Below are 17,675 nucleotides of genomic sequence, written 5' to 3' on the forward strand. Positions count from 1 at the left end.
TCAGGTGACGCGTATTTAGGTCAGCACCGCTGGCCTGTCACATGAATTCGCTTGAACCAATCAGCCACAAAAACGAAGCTTCCGCGAATACCGGCGAACGCACCGCTTAGGGTTTCCGGATCGCGTTCGCGATGCGGACTTTCCAAAAGGGTTCATCTGGCGGATGACGCTTCAACGAAGCTGGCCAATCGGGCGAAACTTTTTCGCATTACCGGTCCCTGTCTCGCGCGCTGAAACAGCCTACTGCCCGACACGCTCGAACCAGGCGTCCTCGTCGATCACTTCGATGCCGAGCTCGGTCGCCTGCTTCAGCTTGGAGCCCGCGCCCGGCCCGGCGACGACAAGATCGGTCTTCTTGGAGACCGAACCGGCAACCTTGGCGCCGAGCCGTTCGGCCATGGCCTTGGCTTCGTCGCGCGACATCCGCTCGAGCGCGCCGGTAAAGACGACGGTCTTGCCAGCCACCGGAGACGATATATCGCCCACGGGTTCCTCGTCCAATGGCGTCACCTCGGCAAGCAGTGCATCCACGGCTTCGTTGTTGTGCGCCTCGGCAAAGAACTCCACCAGCGCCTCGGCCACGACGGAGCCGATGCCGTTGATCCCGACCAGTTCCTGCCAGGCGGCGTTGCCGGGATCTCCCTTGCCTTCAGGCAAAACCGCCTCGCTAGCGCCTGCGCGCAGGGCCTCAAACGACAGATAGTGCCGCGCCAGCCGCTTGGCATTCGTCTCGCCGATATGGCGCACGCCGAGCGCGAACAGGAACCGCGACAGCGCGACCTGCCGCCGCTCGTCGATGGCTGCGTAGAGCTTGCGTACGGACACGGCGCCGAAACCTTCGACATTCTCCAGCTTGGTCAGCGAGCCTTCCTGCCGCGCCTTCAGCGTGAAGATGTCGGCCGGCGTGCGGATACGCAGTGACGGATCTTCATGATTGAAGAAGAACTCGATCTGTTTCTCGCCCAGCCCTTCGATGTCGAACGCGTTGCGCGATACGAAATGCCGGATCCGCTCCACGGCCTGCGCCGGACAGACGAGCCCTCCCGTGCAGCGGCGCACCGCCTCCCCTTCCTCGCGAACCGCGTGGCTGTCGCATGCCGGGCAACGGTCGGGAAACACATAAGGCTGCGCATCGGACGGGCGCTTCTCGGGCACGATGTCGAGGATTTGCGGGATGACGTCGCCGGCCCTCTGCACCAGCACGGTGTCGCCGACGCGAACGTCCCTGCCCTCGCGGATCGGCTGCCCGTCATTGCCGACGCCGCGAATGTAGTCCTCGTTGTGCAGGGTCGCGTTGGTCACCACGACGCCGCCGACCGTCACCGGCTCGAGCCGCGCCACGGGCGTCAGCGCACCCGTGCGGCCGACCTGTATCTCGATCGCGCGCAGCACCGTCGTCGCCTTCTCGGCGGGGAACTTGTGCGCGGTCGCCCAGCGCGGGCTGCGCGAGCGGAAACCGAGCCGTTCCTGAAGGTCGAGCCGGTCGACCTTGTAGACGACGCCATCGATGTCATAGGGCAGGCTCGCCCGCTCGGCCTCGATTGTGCGATAGCGCGCCAGCATCTCCTCGACCGACCGGCAGATGCCCATATGGTCGTTGATCCGGAACCCCCACGAGCCCAGCCGCTTCACGGCTTCGAACTGCGTTTCCGCCAGCGGCGCACTCGTCTCGCCCCAGGCATAGGCGAAGAACCTCAGCGGCCGCTTGCGGGTGTTCTCCGGGTCCTTCTGGCGAAGGCTGCCAGCGGCGAAATTGCGAGGATTGGCGAAGACGCGGCCGGTCTCTTCCGCCATGCGTTCGTTGAGCGCCAGAAAGTCGTCGCGGCGCATATAGACCTCGCCGCGCACCTCCACCACATCCGGCGCGTCATCCGGCAACCGTTGCGGCACCTCGTCGAGCGTGCGGATATTGGCGGTGACGTTCTCGCCGGTCGAGCCGTCGCCACGCGTGGCCGCCGTCACCAGCTCGCGATTCTCGTAGCGAAGCGACATCGACAGGCCGTCGATTTTCGGCTCGGCCGTGAACGTCAGCTCGCCCTCCGCCGGCAGAGCCAGGAACCGGCGCACGGAAGCAACGAAGTCGCGCACGTCCTCATCGGAAAAGACGTTGTCCAGCGACAGCATCGGCTTTGCGTGGACGACCTGCCCGAACGCACCGGAGGGTGCTGCGCCAACGGCAGCGGATGGCGAATCCTCTCGCATCAGCTCGGGAAAGGCAGCCTCTATCTCCGCATTGCGCAAGCGCAGGGCGTCGTACTCGGCATCCGAGATCGTCGGCGCGTCCTCGCCATGATAGCGCCTGTCATGTTCGGCAATCTCGGCGGCAAGTGCTGCCAGTTCCTCCGCTGCCTCCTCGGCGGAAAGGTCTTCGACGGGCTTTGGGGAACGGGGCATGACGAGAATCCGGGCTGCGGCAGGTGCGATACACTAGCGTGGCCGACGCGGCGCTCAAGAGCCCCGTGTCAGGAGACCACGGCGTTTTCACGCAGAAGTCGCTCGGCGGCAGCCCGTGCTTCATCGGTGATGGTCGCGCCGGCAAGCATGCGCGCGATCTCTTCCTGCCTGTCGGGCCGCCCGAGCGCCGCGACGCCGGTCGCGACCTTGTCGGCCCCGCCCGACTTGGAGATCAGGTAGTGCGTGCCCGCGCGGGCTGCGACCTGCGGCGCATGGGTGACGGAAAGCACCTGGATGTGGCTTGCAAGCCGGGCGAGCCGCTGTCCGATTGCGTCGGCAACCGCACCGCCCACGCCGGTATCGATCTCGTCGAAGACGAGCGTGGGTGCCGAACCGCGATCGGCCAGCGCGACCTTCAGCGCCAGCAGGAACCGTGAAAGCTCACCGCCGGAAGCGACCTTCATGATCGGCCCCGCACGCGTGCCGGGATTGGTGCGCACCCAGAACTCGATCTGGTCTATGCCGGCTTCCGTACGGTCCTCCAGCTCCGAATTGATTTCGACGATAAATTCCGCGCGCTCCAGTTTGAGCGCGGGTAGTTCCTTCATCACCGAGCGCGCCAGCGCTTCAGCCGTTCCCTTGCGCAGTTCGGACAGGTGCGCCGCTGCCTCGTCGTACGCCGCGCGGGCCGCAACCGCGTCCTTCTCCAGCCCGGCAAGTCGCTCCTCGCCGGCATCGAGATCGGCGAGATCGGCAGCCATGGCGTCGCGCAGTGCCGCCAGATCGTCGACAGCAACAGAATGCTTGCGGGCGACAGCCCGCAGCGCGAACAGCCGCTCCTCGGCATCTTCCAGCGCCTTGGGATCGAACTCGGCTGCCCTCAGCGCGGCATCAACCGCCTCCTGCGTGGCATCGAGCGAAATCAGCGCTTCGTCCAGCGTCCTGATGATCTCGTCCAGCAGGCCAGGCGCGGCCTCGGCCTTGCGCTGCAGCCGTCGCAGCAGGCTTGCCAGTTGCGGAACCGAGGAATTCGGCCCCGACAGCACGTCCTGAGCGTCCGAAATGTCGGAGGCGATCTTCTCCGCGTGCATCATGGCCGCGCGGCGCTCAGCGAGCTCGGTCTCCTCGCCGGGCTGCGGCTCGAGACGCGAAAGCTCTTCGACCGACGCGCGCAGATAGTCCGCCTCGCGCGCGGCAGCCTCGACCTTTGCGCGATGGCTGACAAGCGCTTGCTCCGCTGCACGCCATGTGCGCCACGCTCGGGCGACCGACTGGGCCGCGCCGACATGCCCGCCGAACGCGTCCAGCAGGTCGCGATGCGCCGCGGCATCCACCAGCGCGCGGTCGTCATGCTGGCCATGGATCTCCACCAGAGCGCGGCCGATCTGGCGCAGCAGCGTGACGCTTGTGGGTTGATCGTTGACGAAGACCCGGCTGCGACCGTCCGCCGACTGGCTGCGCCGCAGGATCAGATCGCCGTCGTCATCGAGCCCGTTCTCGCGCAGGAGTTCACGCGCCGGATGGTTTTGGGGAACATCGAAGATCGCGATGACATTGCCCTGCCCCGCCCCGTTGCGGACCAGCGAGGCATCGCCGCGCGCACCAAGCGCGAGCGACAGCGCATCGAGCAGGATCGACTTGCCGGCGCCGGTCTCGCCGGTCAGCACCGAGAGGCCGGTCGAAAAATCAATGTCGAGCCGTTCGATCAGTACGATATCGCGGATCGACAGGTGGGCGAGCATCTAGCCTCTGGCGAAGTCTGGATCAGCTTCTGGCGTTCCCGCCGAGCAGCGAGCCGGCCCGGCTGAGCCAGGACTCCTGATTCTCGCGCGGCGAGAGGCCACCCGATTGCAGAAGCGCGTAGGAATCCTTGTACCACTGGCTCTCGGGATAGTTGTGGCCGAGAACGGCGGCAGCCGTCTGCGCCTCGGAAGCGAGGCCCATGGCGTAATAGGTCTCCGTCAGACGTGCCAGCGACTCCTCGACGTGGCGGGTATCGGAATAGACCTCGACGACATTGCGGAACCGCTTGACGGCGGCGATGTACTCACGACGCTCAAGGTAGTAACGGCCGATCTGCATTTCCTTGCCGGCGAGCTGGTCGCGGGCAAACCGGATCTTGGCCTTGGCGTCCTCGACATATTCGGACTCCGGCCACCGGTCGATCACCTCCTGCATCGCTTCAAGCGCGCGGCGCGATTCCTTCTGGTCGCGGGTGACGTCGCGAATCTGCCGGAAATAGGACAGGCCCACGATGTACTGCGCGTACGCCGCATCGTCGGTGGTGGGATAAAGCGAAACGTAGCGCTGACCGGCGGTCACGGCCTCTTCGTAGTTGCCCTGGCGGTACTGGGCGAAGGCATTCATGACCATCGCCTTGCGGGCCTGCTCCGAATAGGGGTGCTGGCGGTCCACCGCCTCGAACTTCTTTCCGGCTTCGCTCAGCCGACCGGCCTCGAGGTTCGCAAGACCCTGGTTGTAAAGGGTATCGGCCGGTTCAACACTCTCGACATATGCCGCGAGGTCGACGTCGCGATCGCTGGCGCAGGCCGAGACAAGCAGCGGCAGCGCAATGGCAGACACGACCAGCCCGACCATACGGGGGCGCCTGTCGCAAGCGGCTCTCCGGAAATCATTCATACGGGTGTTCGCCCCTCTGGCGTTCAGTAACCTGGCAACGCATCGACGCTCTGCGAAAATTGCAATCGTCTCGCGGCCCGATGCTCGAATGTCGCGGCAGTCATAATTCAACTACCGTCCCTCGGCAACGTTCTTGCCCTGCAATGGCACTTTTTGTGGCGATCAGATGTTACCGTCGCTGCAATGCACAGCAGGATAACTGCCCGTCGGTAAGCCGTCAGATAGCCCAGGGAGCGTAAACCGGCGCGTTGACGGCAATCATCTCCGCCTTGCGGCCGCTTTCCCGGCGACCTGTCTCGACGATCTCGAATGCCGAGCGATCCGAAAGCAGCCGCCGCAGTGCGGTCGCATTCAGCCGGTGCCCGCCACGATAGGACCGGAAGCAGCCGATGAAACGCGCGCCCGCAAGCGCTAGGTCGCCCATCGCATCCAGCATCTTGTGGCGCACGAATTCGTTGGAATAGCGCAGGCCTTCCATGTTGATGACGCGATCGTCGTCGCCGATCACCACGGAATTCTCGAGCGACGAGCCCAGCGCGTAGCCGGCGGCCCAAAGACGCTCGACATCCTTCATGAAGCCGAAGGTGCGCGCCCGCGCAATGTCCTTGCGGAACAGGTCCGGCGTGACGTTCGCCGCATAGAACTGCCGGCCGATGGCCGGGCTGTCGAAATCGATCTCGATCTCGAAGCGGGTTCCGTCGTGAGGGCGAAACTCTGCCCAGGACGCGCCGCTCTCGATGCGAACAGGCTTCACGATGCGGATATAGCGGCGCTTGACCGCCTGCTGCTTGATCCCGACCTGATCGAACGCCTCCACGAACGGACCGGCGCTGCCGTCGAGCACTGGAACCTCGTTCCCATCGATCTCGATGGCCAGATTGTCGATACGCAGGGAAGACAGCGCGGCCAGCAGATGCTCGACAGTCGCGACATGAACACCGGCAGGATCGCCGAGGATCGTGCTCAGGTCCGTACCGCCCACTTCCGCCACCAGTGCCCGCATCTCCACTGTCTCGCCATTGCCGAGAACGCGCGTGAATACGATGCCGGTGTCAGGGTCTGCCGGGCTGAAGTGAATGGAAACGGTTTTTCCGCTGTGTACACCCGTGCCGGATAACGACACGCGCGAATTGAGCGTGGTCTGGTAGTCGTGCAAGTCGATCCCCATAGGCCCGTCCCGGTTACGCCCGCTATATCGGCATTCCGATTGCGGCTCTTCTCACCGGTCGGCGGATTCTCATCCCCACGAATCCCCTGACCGTAACGCTTGGTCGAGAAGATAAAGTTCCGGACCGGAGAGTCCAAATCACGGTTTCTTACCTTCTGTTACGCCAGACCGCGATTTCACTCTGAGCGTTAACCCTTTGTTATCATTCCGCCTTTGACGGCAAAAGGCGAGTGCGTCAGCACTCGCCTGTAACATTGCGTTACCGCAATGAAAAAGCCTTGAAGGTGGCCGGGCGGCGAACCGCCCGGAACCTTTTCTAGTTGGCCTGCCGGCGCAGGAATGCCGGAATTTCGAGCTGGTCGTCATCCTGCGGTCCACGCGGCTGAACCGAGAGCCGGCCCTGATCGTCGAGCTGGCCACGGCGCGGCGCATAGGCCTGCGTGTCGCTCATCTGCGGACGGCGCTGCTCCGGCTGCCGCAGGCGCGGCTCGCGCGGCTGTGCCGGCTGAAGGCGTGCAGGCTCGTCTTCGCGGCGACCTGCCGAGAGCCCCTGGGTCAGGCGCTTCAGCAAGCCCATCGGACCGCGCTCTTCGCCGTCATGTGCATGCGGAGCTTCCAGTTCCGCCCGCACGACCGGCGGAAAATCCTCGACGCGCGGCATGCGCGGCTGGGCGGGTGCAGCCATCTGCGGCGCGGGGGCATGCTCAGCCACCGGTGCCGGACGCATCTGTACGGGCTGCTGCACCACCTGCGGAGCGGCAGCTTCGGGAGCCGGCTGCGCGAACAGCTTGCTCTGCGGGCGGAACTCCTGCTCGGCGGCGGCACGGGGAGCCGTTGCAGCCATTTCGGCGTTCATTTCCGCGATGCGGATCGCTTCGGCGACGGGATCGGCAGCACGCGGCGCTTCGGACTGGACCGGCGCTGGCTGCGCCGGACGAACCTCGACCGGACGCTGTTGCTGCTGGACCGGCTTCTGCGGCTGGCGCACGGCAATCGGCGGCATGTTGATGTCCGCAGCCGACTTGTCGATGCCCGTGGCGACGACCGAGACGCGGATGACGCCTTCCAGTTCCTCGTCGAACGTGGCGCCGAGGATGATGTTGGCATCCTGGTCCACTTCCTCGCGGATGCGGGTTGCTGCTTCGTCAACCTCGAACAGCGTCAGGTCACGACCACCAGTGATGGAGATCAGCAGGCCCTTCGCGCCCTTCATCGACGTTTCGTCGAGCAGCGGGTTGGCGATCGCCGCTTCGGCGGCTGCCATTGCGCGGCCTTCGCCGGACGCTTCGCCGGTGCCCATCATCGCCTTGCCCATCTCGCGCATCACCGAGCGAACATCGGCGAAGTCGAGGTTGATCAGGCCTTCCTTGACCATCAGGTCGGTGATGCAGGCAACGCCCGAATAGAGCACCTGGTCGGCCATCGCGAAGGCGTCGGCGAAGGTGGTCTTGTCGTTGGCGATGCGGAAGAGGTTCTGGTTGGGAATGACGATGAGCGTATCGACGCTCTTCTGCAATTCCTCGATGCCCATATCCGCCGTCTTCATGCGGCGCTGGCCTTCGAAGTGGAACGGCTTGGTCACGACGCCAACCGTCAGGATGCCCTTCTCGCGGGCAGCGCGTGCGACGACCGGGGCTGCACCCGTACCCGTGCCGCCGCCCATGCCGGCAGTGACGAAGCACATATGCGTGTTGGAGAGGTGGTCGACGATCTCGTCGATGCACTCTTCAGCGGCTGCACGCCCCACTTCCGGCTGCGAGCCGGCGCCCAGACCCTCGGTCACGTGCGCGCCGAGCTGGATCAGCCGGTCTGCCTTCGACTGGGTGAGCGCCTGTGCATCAGTGTTGGCAACGACAAAGTCGACGCCACGCAGACCGGCGGTGATCATGTTGTTGACGGCATTGCCGCCACCACCACCAACACCGAACACGGTGATACGCGGCTTGAGTTCGGTAATGTCCGGCTTCTGCAGATTGATGCTCATTTTCCTCGTCCTTTTCGCCTTTCCCGCCGCTTCGCCGCCGCGGCTGCGTGGGGCTATCCCCGCTGTTAGAAACTATCTTTGAACCACTGACTGACACGATGGAGCCTGCCACCGGTACCGGTGCCCTTGAAACGCAGGACACCCCCCTTTCCGTACCGGCTCTCGGCTTCCGCGACCTGCGGATAAATCAGCAGGCCTACCGTCGTCGCGAATGCCGGCCCCTTGGCCGCTTCCGGCAGACCGGTGACGCCCAGCGGGCGCCCCAGCCTCACGTTGCGCGCGAGAATGCGCCGCGCCGCTTCCGGCAGACCCGAAAGCTGACTGGCACCGCCTGTAAGCACCACGCGTTTGCCGACCACGCCGCCGAACCGGACTTGTTCAGCCGGTCCCGCACGATCTCGAGAGTCTCCTCGATCCGCGCGCGGATGATCTTGTTCATCACGGAGCGCGGCGCATGCTGCGGCATGTCGCCATCGTCCGGGCCGATCGGCTGGATCGTCACCATGTCGCGGTCGTCGTCGACCGCTGGCAGGGCCGAACCGTGCATCACCTTCAGCCGCTCGGCATGTTCGCGACCCGTCGAAAGCCCGCGCGCCAGGTCCATGGTGACGTGCCCGCCACCGATCGGTAGCACTTCGGCATGAACGAACTTGCCCTCGGCGAAAATCGAGATGGTTGTCGTGCCGCCGCCCATGTCGATGCAGGCGGCACCCATTTCGGCCTCGTCGTCGACCAGCGCCGACAGGCCGCTTGCATAAGGCGTGGCAACCATGCGCTCGACCGACAGGTGCGAGCGATTGACGCAAAGCTCGAGATTGCGCAGTGGCGCGGAGTCGGCGGTCAGCACATGCATGTCGACGCCCAGCACGTCACCGATCATGCCACGCGGATCGCGAATCCCGCGCTCGGCATCGAGCGAGAAGCCGACGGGCAGCGAATGCACGACCTCGCGCTCCGCCCGCAGCGCTTGCTTGGCGCCTGCGGTCAGGACACGCCGGATGTCGCCCTCGCCCGCTTCATGGCCGCCAAGATTGACCGAGGACGAGAAGATCGTGCTCTTCATCCGCCCGGCAGACATGTTCACGAACAGCGACTCGACCGTCAGCCCGGCCATGCGCTCGGCCGCATCCACCGCCAGCCGGATCGACTGCTCAGCGCGGTCCAAGTCGATGATCGTGCCGGACTTCACACCCTGCGATTTCTGGTGGCCGATGCCGATGACCTTCACCTTGTGGGTGCGACCGGGCAGGCGCTCACTTTCTTCGCAAGGCTTAAGCCGACCGATGACGCAGCACACCTTCGTGGAGCCGACATCCAATACGGTGACGATGCCGGAGCGGCCGGCCGTCGAATCCTTTTGTCCGCCGAGCCAGCTCATATGCGTCGCTCCGTAGGACGGTAGTTTTTGCCGAGGCGTTCCTTGAGCGCCGCTTCCCGCGCTGTCGCCGCATCCGGCGTCAGCTTGACCACGAGCCGGTCCGCAAAGCGCATGTCGACAGTTTCGATGTCCCGCGACAGCAGACCATAGCGATGGTCGAGTGCCAGCAGATCGCGCAGCGCATCGTCCTCGCCGCGCTCCGGAAGCTTGACGGTCATGCCGTTTTCGAGGCGCAGATCCCAGCGCCGCTCCGAAACACGCACATAGCCACGCACACGCGCCGCGAGATCGGGATAGGCCGCCACCTTGGCGACGAAACCGGCCGCAGGCTCCTCGGCGCCGACACCGACAACCAGCGGCAACGCGCGATAGCGCGCACCCGAAAGCGGCGCGATCGTCCGGCCGTCGCTTTCAATCAGCGAAAGGCGGCTGCCCTGCTGCCAGATCGCGAACGGCTCGCGCTCAACGATCTTCACCTCAAGCGTCGACGGATAAATCTTGCGAACCGACGCCTCCTCGACCCACGGCAGGCTGGCGATCCGATCCCGCGCGTCCTGCACATCGAACCCGACCAGCGAGGTCCAGCCATCCAGTCCGACGCGGTCGAAGATATCGATTTCGGAGGTCTCGCGATTTCCGCTCACGCGATCTCGTCGATCGCAAAGCCGGTACGCGCGGTAACCGCTTGGATAACGCTCGGCATGTGACCGCCGAGCACAGCACCGTAGAGTGAAAACGAGCCGACGACGGCGGCTGCAAGCATGGTCATGGTGTAGGGTGGCGCCTCGATCTCGCCGGAGATGAAACGCGAGAACGCGCGCGCAGGCTTGCGCAGCCAGCGCGGAAGGACATACCCGCCGGATGCAGGCGCAAGCCGCCCGCGCACTCCAGCGATGGCCGTCCTACCGTGTCCTGACGTCAACGCAAACAAGAAGCGTCCTCCACCATCCAACTCAGAAGCTCACCAAACCCATGACCCGCCTCAGCGGCAATTTCAGGCACCAGCGACGTCGGCGTCATTCCCGGCTGCGTGTTCACTTCCAGCCAGATCAGCTCGCCATTTTCCGAATGACGATCGTCGTAACGGAAGTCCGATCGAGAGACGCCACGGCAGCCAATCGCTTGATGTGCCTTCAACGCCAGTGTCTGTATTTTTGGTAAATAATTGGTGAAACTTTTGCGGGGCATTCGTGTTTTGAGCCGCCGGCGACATATTTTGCGTCGTAATCGTAGAAGGTGTGGCCGACGGGTATGATCTCGGTGACGCCGAGCGCCACATCACCCATCACCGCGCAGGTCAGCTCGCGTCCGTGGATGTATCGCTCGACCATCACCGTATCGCCGTAACGCCAGTCCGAAGAGCCGATCACCTGCGGCGGATGCGACTGATCCTCCTGGACGATGACCACACCGAAGCTGGACCCCTCCTTGACCGGCTTGACGACATAGGGCGGCTTCATCGGATGCTTGTTGCCGATGTCGAAGCGGTTCATGACCCTGGCCTCTGCCACCGGGATGCCCGCCGCCTTGGCAACCCGCTTCGCCCGCTCCTTGTCCATGGCAAGAGCAGACGCGAGCACGCCGGAATGGGTGTAGGGAATTTCGAGATATTCGAGGATGCCCTGGATGGTGCCGTCCTCACCAAAAGGACCATGAAGCGCATTGAAGACCACGTCTGGCCGAAGTTCAGCCAGAACGCTGGAAACGTCCCGCGTCACGTCGATGCGGGTAACCTTGTACCCCTCACCCTCAAGCGCATCTGCGCACGCATTGCCTGAAGAGAGCGAAACCGGCCGCTCGGCCGAAAACCCGCCTAACAGAACGGCCACATGCTTCTTTGCCATGCCCGCAGATCCCCTCTTGAGCCGGGCCGCATTCGTGTTTCGCCAAGTTTGAGTCCGAGTCTTCCGGCGACAAGGGTTCGCCAGCGTCCGCACGCTCGACTCAAATCAGGAAACGATTCTGACCCCAAGGAATCAGAGGATTGATTCCGTGACAAGCCCTTGAGATTCGAAGCGATTCACTTTTTGAAACAGAACCGCTTCTACGGGGTCGAAAATAGTGCGCGCTAAAGCAGCTGACCGAGGTAAGGCTGCACTTCGCGACCGGGTTTGAAATCGCCGATACGCTTGATTTCCCATTCGAGGCGGATGCCTGAATTTTCGAGCACACGGGCACGCACGGTCTCGCCGAGGAACTCCAGGTCGTAGCCCGTCGCAGAACCTGTGTTGATCATGAAATTGCAGTGCATCGGCGACATCTGTGCCCCGCCGATCATCAGCCCGCGGCATCCAGCCTTGTCGACTTCCTTCCAGGCCGAGGTGCCTTCGGGGTTCTTGAAGGTGGAACCGCCGGTCTTCTCGCGAATCGGCTGCACCGTCTCGCGATGGGTCTGCACCGCATCCATCGCCGCCTTGACCGCCTCGCGATCCTCCGGGTAGCCCTCGAACTCTGCTCCGACGAAAATCAGGTCCGGTGCCGCAGACGAATGCCGATAGGCGTAGCCCATATCCGCATTGCTGAACTCATGCGCATTGCCCTGCCGGTCGAGCGCGCGCACGGATACAACGCGCTCGCGGGTCTCGACGCCGTTGGCGCCGGCATTCATCCGCAGCGCACCGCCGATCGCGCCAGGTATGCCGTGATAGAAATGAAAGCCGCCGAGCCCCGCCTCCAGTGCTGCAGCCGCCACACGTTTGTCGGGCGTCGCTGCGCCGGCACGAAGCCGATTCGCGCCGATCGCCTCGACACTGCCGAATCCCTTTGCGGAAAGGCGAACCACGACCCCGCGAATCCCGCCTTCGCGGACGAGCAGGTTGGAGCCGATTCCAACCACGGTAACGGGAACGTCCAGCGGGAGCCCCTTCAGAAAGGCCGACAGGTCCTCCTCGTCGGCCGGCTGGAACAGCAGGTCCGCAGCACCACCGGCGCGAAACCAAGTGATGGCGTCCATCGGCGCATCCGGCGTCAGCCGGCCGCGCACGGTGCCGGCCAGATCGCCAAGCCGCTCGAGAAGAGCTGCGCCGGTCGTCATGACGCCCCTTCCAGTTCCTTCGGAAGCGCGTATGCCCACTGCGTGATGTTGCCGGCTCCCAGGAGCACGACGAAATCGCCTTCGCGCGCCAGCTCACGCACCAGTGGCGCGATCGCCTCAGGGCCGTCGATATGACGGGCATCGCGATGACCGCCGGCACGAATGCGCGAAACCAGCGCCTCCGAGCTGACACCCTCTATGGCATCTTCGCCCGCTGCATAGACCGGCGCGAGGAGGACCGTGTCAGCATCGTTGAAGCAGGCTGCGAAATCGTCGAAAAGGTCGCGCAGCCGGGTGAACCGGTGCGGCTGGGCCACCGCGATCACACGCCCCTTGCACGCCTCGCGGGCCGCCCTCAGCACCGCCTTGATCTCGACCGGATGGTGCCCGTAGTCGTCGAATATCTCGACGCCATTCCACGACCCGGTATGCGTGAAGCGTCGCTTGACGCCGCCGAAGGATGACAGGCCGCGCCGGATGTCATCCGCCGAAAGTCCGAGCTCGTGGGCGACAGCAATCGCGGCCGTGGCATTGGAAACGTTGTGACGGCCAGGCATCGGCAGCCGCAGGCCGGTGATGTCCTCAACACCGCCCGTCTTGCGGTCGCGGATGGTCACGTCGAACACGGATGTCGCGCCGTCCATGTGCATGTTGGAAAAACGAATGTCGGCCTGCTTGTTCTCGCCATAGGTCACGACACGGCGGTCCTCGATGCGGCTCACCAGCGCCTGCACCTCGGGATGGTCGATGCACATGACGCCGAAGCCGTAGAACGGCACGTTCTCGACGAAGCTGGCGAACGCCTCGCGCACCTTGTCGAACGAGCCGTAGTGGTCGAGATGCTCTGGATCGATGTTTGTGACAACCGCGATGTCGGCAGGCAGCTTGAGGAACGTGCCGTCGCTCTCGTCGGCTTCCACCACCATCCAATCGCCCGCACCCATGCGGGCATTGGTGCCGTAGGCATTGATGATGCCGCCATTGACGACGGTCGGATCGAGCCCGCCGGCATCGAGCAGCGTTGCCACCATGGATGTCGTCGTCGTCTTGCCATGGGTGCCGCCGATGGCGATCGCATTGCGGAAGCGCATCAGTTCGGCAAGCATCTCCGCGCGCCGCACGATCGGCAGCAGTTTTTCGCGAGCGGCGACGAGTTCGGGATTGTTCTTCTTCACCGCGGTGGAGACGACCACGACCTCGGCCGCGCCGAGATTTTCCGCCGCATGGCCGACGAAGCAGGCGATTCCCTTGTCGCGCAGGCGCTGCACATTGGCGCTGTCTGCCTGGTCGGAGCCCTGCACAGAGTAGCCGAGATTGTGCAGCACCTCGGCTATGCCGCTCATGCCGATACCGCCGATGCCAATGAAATGCACGACGCCGATTGTCTGCGGCATCTTCATGCCTGCATCCTTCCCTTGAACGCTTCGACGGATTCGCCCGAGGCAATAGCCTCTGCAAGGTCCGCAAGCAACCGCGTGGCGTCCGTTCGGCCCACCGACCCCGCGTCTGCAGCCATCTTCGAAAGCTTTCCCGGATCGTTGAGCAGCCCGGCCATGTCGCTTGCCAAGCTTGCCGCGTCGATCTCGTTCTGGCGCCGCATCAGCGCACCGCCGGCCTCGACCAGTATGCGCGCATTATGGCCCTGGTCGTCGTCCAGGGCGTGCGGCAGCGGCACGAGAATGGAAGGCCGCCCGAGAACCGAAAGTTCCAGCACGGTCGAGGCCCCGCCGCGCGCGACCACCAGATGGGCAGCGGCCATATGGGCCGGCAGATCGGCGAAGAACGGCGACACCTCGGCCTGCACGCCGAGCTCTGCATAGGCGTCGCGGACCCGCACCTCGTCCTCCGGCCGCGCCTGCTGGACGATGCGCAATCGGGCACGTAGCGCCTCGGGCAATTTGGCCACTGCTTCGGGAACCGTATCGGAAAAGAAGCGCGCGCCCTGGCTACCGCCAAAGACGAGCAACCGGATGGGCTCGTCTCCCGCTGGCGCCGCGAAAGGCATGCGCGCCGCCTCCAGCACCGCGGAGCGGACAGGGTTGCCCACAGGCACGATCTTGCCCGCATAAGCCCCTTCGGGCTTCAGGAAGCCGCCGGCGATAGCCGTCACGCGACCAGCCAGCGCCTTGTTCGCCCTGCCCATCACAGCGTTCTGCTCGTGGACGATAGTCAGTAGTCCCCGCCGCGTGGCCGCCCACAGCGGTGGCAGCGTCGGATAGCCGCCAAAGCCGATCACCGCCTTGGGCGAAATGCGCGCCATGATCCGTCCGGCCTCGCGCGCACCCTGCCAGATGGTCCAGAACGCCCTGGCGAGCGCAACAGGGTTTCTGGAGCCGATCGTCGCCGACGGGATGGTGTGGATTTCCGTAGCCGGAAACGAACCGGCATAGCGTTCGGCGCGACCGTCGGTTGCCAGATGCACCGCCCAGCCGCGCGCGATCAGCTCATGCGCCAGCGCTTCGGCCGGAAACAGGTGTCCGCCCGTGCCGCCGGCCGACAGCAGAATAACGCCCTTCGCCATCTATTCCGCCGGCTGCACGGTGCGGATCAATGTGTGCGAGCCGATACGCATCCGTTTCTGCGGGTCCTTCCGGGTGAGCGCGAGCACCATGCCCATCGAAATCGCCACCGCGACGAGCGACGAGCCGCCGTAGGAGATGAACGGCAGCGTCATGCCCTTGGCCGGAAGAAGCTGCAGGTTGACGCCCATGTTGATGATCGACTGGAGCCCGAACAGCACGACGAGGCCCGAAACCGCGTAGCGCGAGAACTCGTCACTCTCCTTCATCGAGTGCGACAGGCCGCGCAGGACCACGAACGCAAAAAGCATGGCAATCAGCAAACAGACGATCAGCCCAAACTCCTCACCTGCGACCGAGAAGACGAAGTCGGTGTGGCTATCCGGCAGGATGCGCTTGACGCTGCCTTCGCCCGGCCCCTGCCCGAGCCAGCCGCCACGCACCAGTGCCTCGCGTCCCATATCGACCTGGAACGTGTCGCCCTCGCCGGTGACGAAACGGTCGATACGCGCAGCCACGTGCGGAAAGGTCGTGTAGGCCGCGACGCCGATACCCATCGCCGCACCGCCCAAAACAGCGATCCAGAACCATGGCATGCCCGCCATGAAGAACATGACACCCCACGTCGCCAGCACCAGCAGTGATTGCCCGAGATCGGGTTGCGCCACCAGCAGCGCCAGCACGAGGCCGAGAAGTATTATGGCGAAGAGATTGCCCGGAACGTCGGGCCGCCTTGCATGCTCGGAAAAGAGCCATGCGCAGATGATGACAAAGCCCGGTTTCATGTATTCGGAGGGCTGCACCGAGATGCCCAGGATGTGAATCCAGCGTCGCGATCCCTTGATCTCGATGCCGAAGTAGAGCGCAGCAACCATCAGCACCAGCGAGCCGGTCAGCATGACAAGCGCCAGCCGTCGCACCTGTCGTGCGTTGAGGAACGAGACGCCGATCATGATCACGACGGCCGGCAGCATGAACATCATCTGTCGCGTCACGAAGTGATAGCTGTCGAGACCGATCCGCTCGGCCACCGCAGGGCTGGCCGCGAAGGACAGGACGATACCGAGCCCCATAAGGGTCAGGAACGCGGCGAAGAACCATCGGTCGACCGTCCACCACCAGTTCGCGACGGGACCTCTGTCGATACGACTGACCATCAGCGTTTCCCTCCAAAAGGCACGATTCCATCAAGCGCGAGCACCGCGTCGCGGAAGGCATCGCCCCTGATTTCAAAGTTGCGGTATTGATCGAAGCTGGCGCAGGCAGGCGAAAGCAGCACCACCGCCTCGGCGGCCTCGTCACGCGCCGCATCCTCGGCGGCATGCTGAAGCGCGGCGTCGAGCGTGCCGGATATTTCATAGGGCGCCGCATCACCGAGCGTTGCCGAAAACTGCGGCGCGGCCTCGCCGATCAGGTAGGCCTTCGCGACACGCGGGAAGAAGGAGCGCAGGCTGTCTATGCCGCCCTCCTTGGGCAGGCCGCCGGCAATCCAGTAGATGCGCTGGAAACTCGAAAGCGCCGGGGCCGCCGCATCGGCATTGGTCGCCTTGGAGTCGTTTACGAAGATGACGCGGCGCGGCGGCCGACCTGCTCCATGCGGTGCGCCAGCCCGGGGAAGCTTTCGAGCCCCGACTGTATTTCCCCGAGGTCGAGCCCGACCTTAAGGCAGGCAGCGACCGCCGCCAGCGCGTTCTGCGCATTGTGCAGGCCACGCAGCGAGCCGATGCCTTCGAGGAAGCCAATGCGGCTGTATTGCCCGCGCACGGCCTCCATCAGATCGGTCCCGTCGGCGAAATAGCCGTCCGTCAGCGGCAGGCGCTTGGAGATCCGGATCACCTCCTTGCCCACCCGCTCGAGGCGGTCGGCGATCTGCGCGCAATATGAATCGTCCACACCGATTATGGCGGTGTCGCTCCCCGCGACCAACCGCTCCTTGATCTCGGCATAGCGCTGCATCGTGCCGTGCCGGTCGAGATGGTCGGGCGTCAGGTTGAGCAGGATACCCGCGCTGGGGTTCAGCGATGGCGCGAGTTCGATCTGGTAGGAGGAGCACTCGACGACGTGAAACCGGTCGCGCGCAGGCGGGTCGAGCGTCATCACCGCGCGACCGATATTGCCACCCATCTGGGCGTCACGGCCAGCGGCGGCGAGAATGTGGGCGATCAGCGCGGTGGTCGTCGACTTGCCGTTGGTGCCGGTGACGGCGATGAAGGGCGCATCGGGGCAGCGCGCGGCACGCTCGCGTGAAAACAGTTCGATGTCTCCGATGATCTCGACACTCGCCCCACGCGCAAGCTCGACGGTCCAGTGCGGCTTGGGATGAGTCAGCGGCACGCCGGGTGACAGCACGAACGATGCAAATTCCGACCAGTCGACCTCGCGCAGATTGGCGACGGTGATGCCTTCGCGCTCGGCACGCGCCACGCTTTCGGGGTTGTCGTCCCACGCGGTGACGGCAGCGCCACCCTCGGCGAGGGCGCGCGCGGTCGCGATCCCCGATCCGCCAAGACCGAAAAGGGCGACCTTGCGTCCGCTGAGTGTGGTGACCGGAATCATCG

General features: G+C 64.5%; 9 protein-coding genes and 4 pseudogenes. All 13 read right to left on the reverse strand.

Annotated features, from left to right (window positions below; translation table 11 throughout):
• Positions 1 to 240: 240 nt before the first annotated feature.
• Entirely contained in the window at positions 241 to 2,394 is a 2,154-nt protein-coding gene (ligA, locus tag HK436_RS18685; protein WP_173192158.1) for an NAD-dependent DNA ligase LigA, read from the reverse strand.
• Positions 2,395 to 2,462: 68 nt separating this feature from the next.
• On the reverse strand, positions 2,463 to 4,136 hold the full coding sequence (recN, locus tag HK436_RS18690; RefSeq protein WP_173192160.1) for a DNA repair protein RecN: 1,674 nt from the start codon (positions 4,134 to 4,136) through the stop codon (positions 2,463 to 2,465).
• Positions 4,137 to 4,158: 22 nt separating this feature from the next.
• Complete coding sequence (locus HK436_RS18695) at positions 4,159 to 4,992, reverse strand: outer membrane protein assembly factor BamD (protein WP_173192162.1); 834 nt, start codon at positions 4,990 to 4,992, stop codon at positions 4,159 to 4,161.
• Positions 4,993 to 5,251: 259 nt separating this feature from the next.
• Complete coding sequence (gene lpxC / locus HK436_RS18700) at positions 5,252 to 6,202, reverse strand: UDP-3-O-acyl-N-acetylglucosamine deacetylase (RefSeq protein ID WP_173192164.1); 951 nt, start codon at positions 6,200 to 6,202, stop codon at positions 5,252 to 5,254.
• Between the two features lie 316 nt (positions 6,203 to 6,518).
• The gene (gene ftsZ, locus HK436_RS18705; RefSeq protein WP_173192166.1) at positions 6,519 to 8,186 is read right to left on the reverse strand and encodes a cell division protein FtsZ; all 1,668 of its coding nucleotides are present in this window, start codon (positions 8,184 to 8,186) and stop codon (positions 6,519 to 6,521) included.
• Between the two features lie 65 nt (positions 8,187 to 8,251).
• Positions 8,252 to 9,564, reverse strand: a pseudogene (ftsA, locus tag HK436_RS18710) (cell division protein FtsA).
• Positions 9,561 to 10,495, reverse strand: a pseudogene (locus HK436_RS18715) (cell division protein FtsQ/DivIB). The pseudogenes ftsA and HK436_RS18715 overlap by 4 nt, the downstream one beginning before the upstream one ends.
• Positions 10,483 to 11,408: pseudogene (locus tag HK436_RS18720) on the reverse strand (D-alanine--D-alanine ligase). The pseudogenes HK436_RS18715 and HK436_RS18720 overlap by 13 nt, the downstream one beginning before the upstream one ends.
• A 224-nt stretch (positions 11,409 to 11,632) precedes the next feature.
• Positions 11,633 to 12,598, reverse strand: a complete 966-nt coding sequence (gene murB / locus HK436_RS18725) for a UDP-N-acetylmuramate dehydrogenase (protein ID WP_173192168.1) — start codon at positions 12,596 to 12,598, stop codon at positions 11,633 to 11,635.
• The gene (murC, locus tag HK436_RS18730; protein ID WP_173192170.1) at positions 12,595 to 13,998 is read right to left on the reverse strand and encodes a UDP-N-acetylmuramate--L-alanine ligase; all 1,404 of its coding nucleotides are present in this window, start codon (positions 13,996 to 13,998) and stop codon (positions 12,595 to 12,597) included. Before murC ends, murB begins: the two co-directional genes overlap by 4 nt.
• Complete coding sequence (murG, locus tag HK436_RS18735) at positions 13,995 to 15,119, reverse strand: undecaprenyldiphospho-muramoylpentapeptide beta-N-acetylglucosaminyltransferase (protein WP_173192172.1); 1,125 nt, start codon at positions 15,117 to 15,119, stop codon at positions 13,995 to 13,997. Before murG ends, murC begins: the two co-directional genes overlap by 4 nt.
• Positions 15,120 to 16,274 carry a putative lipid II flippase FtsW gene (gene ftsW, locus HK436_RS18740; RefSeq protein ID WP_173192174.1) on the reverse strand — a complete coding sequence of 385 codons (1,155 nt, stop codon included), beginning with the start codon at positions 16,272 to 16,274 and terminating at the stop codon, positions 15,120 to 15,122.
• Positions 16,274 to 17,673 (reverse strand): annotated as a pseudogene (gene murD / locus HK436_RS18745) (UDP-N-acetylmuramoyl-L-alanine--D-glutamate ligase). The gene ftsW and the pseudogene murD overlap by 1 nt, the downstream one beginning before the upstream one ends.
• Positions 17,674 to 17,675: the final 2 nt, after the last annotated feature.

This window comes from Neoaquamicrobium sediminum, from assembly GCF_013240295.1.
Classification (GTDB): domain Bacteria; phylum Pseudomonadota; class Alphaproteobacteria; order Rhizobiales; family Rhizobiaceae; genus Aerobium; species Aerobium sediminum.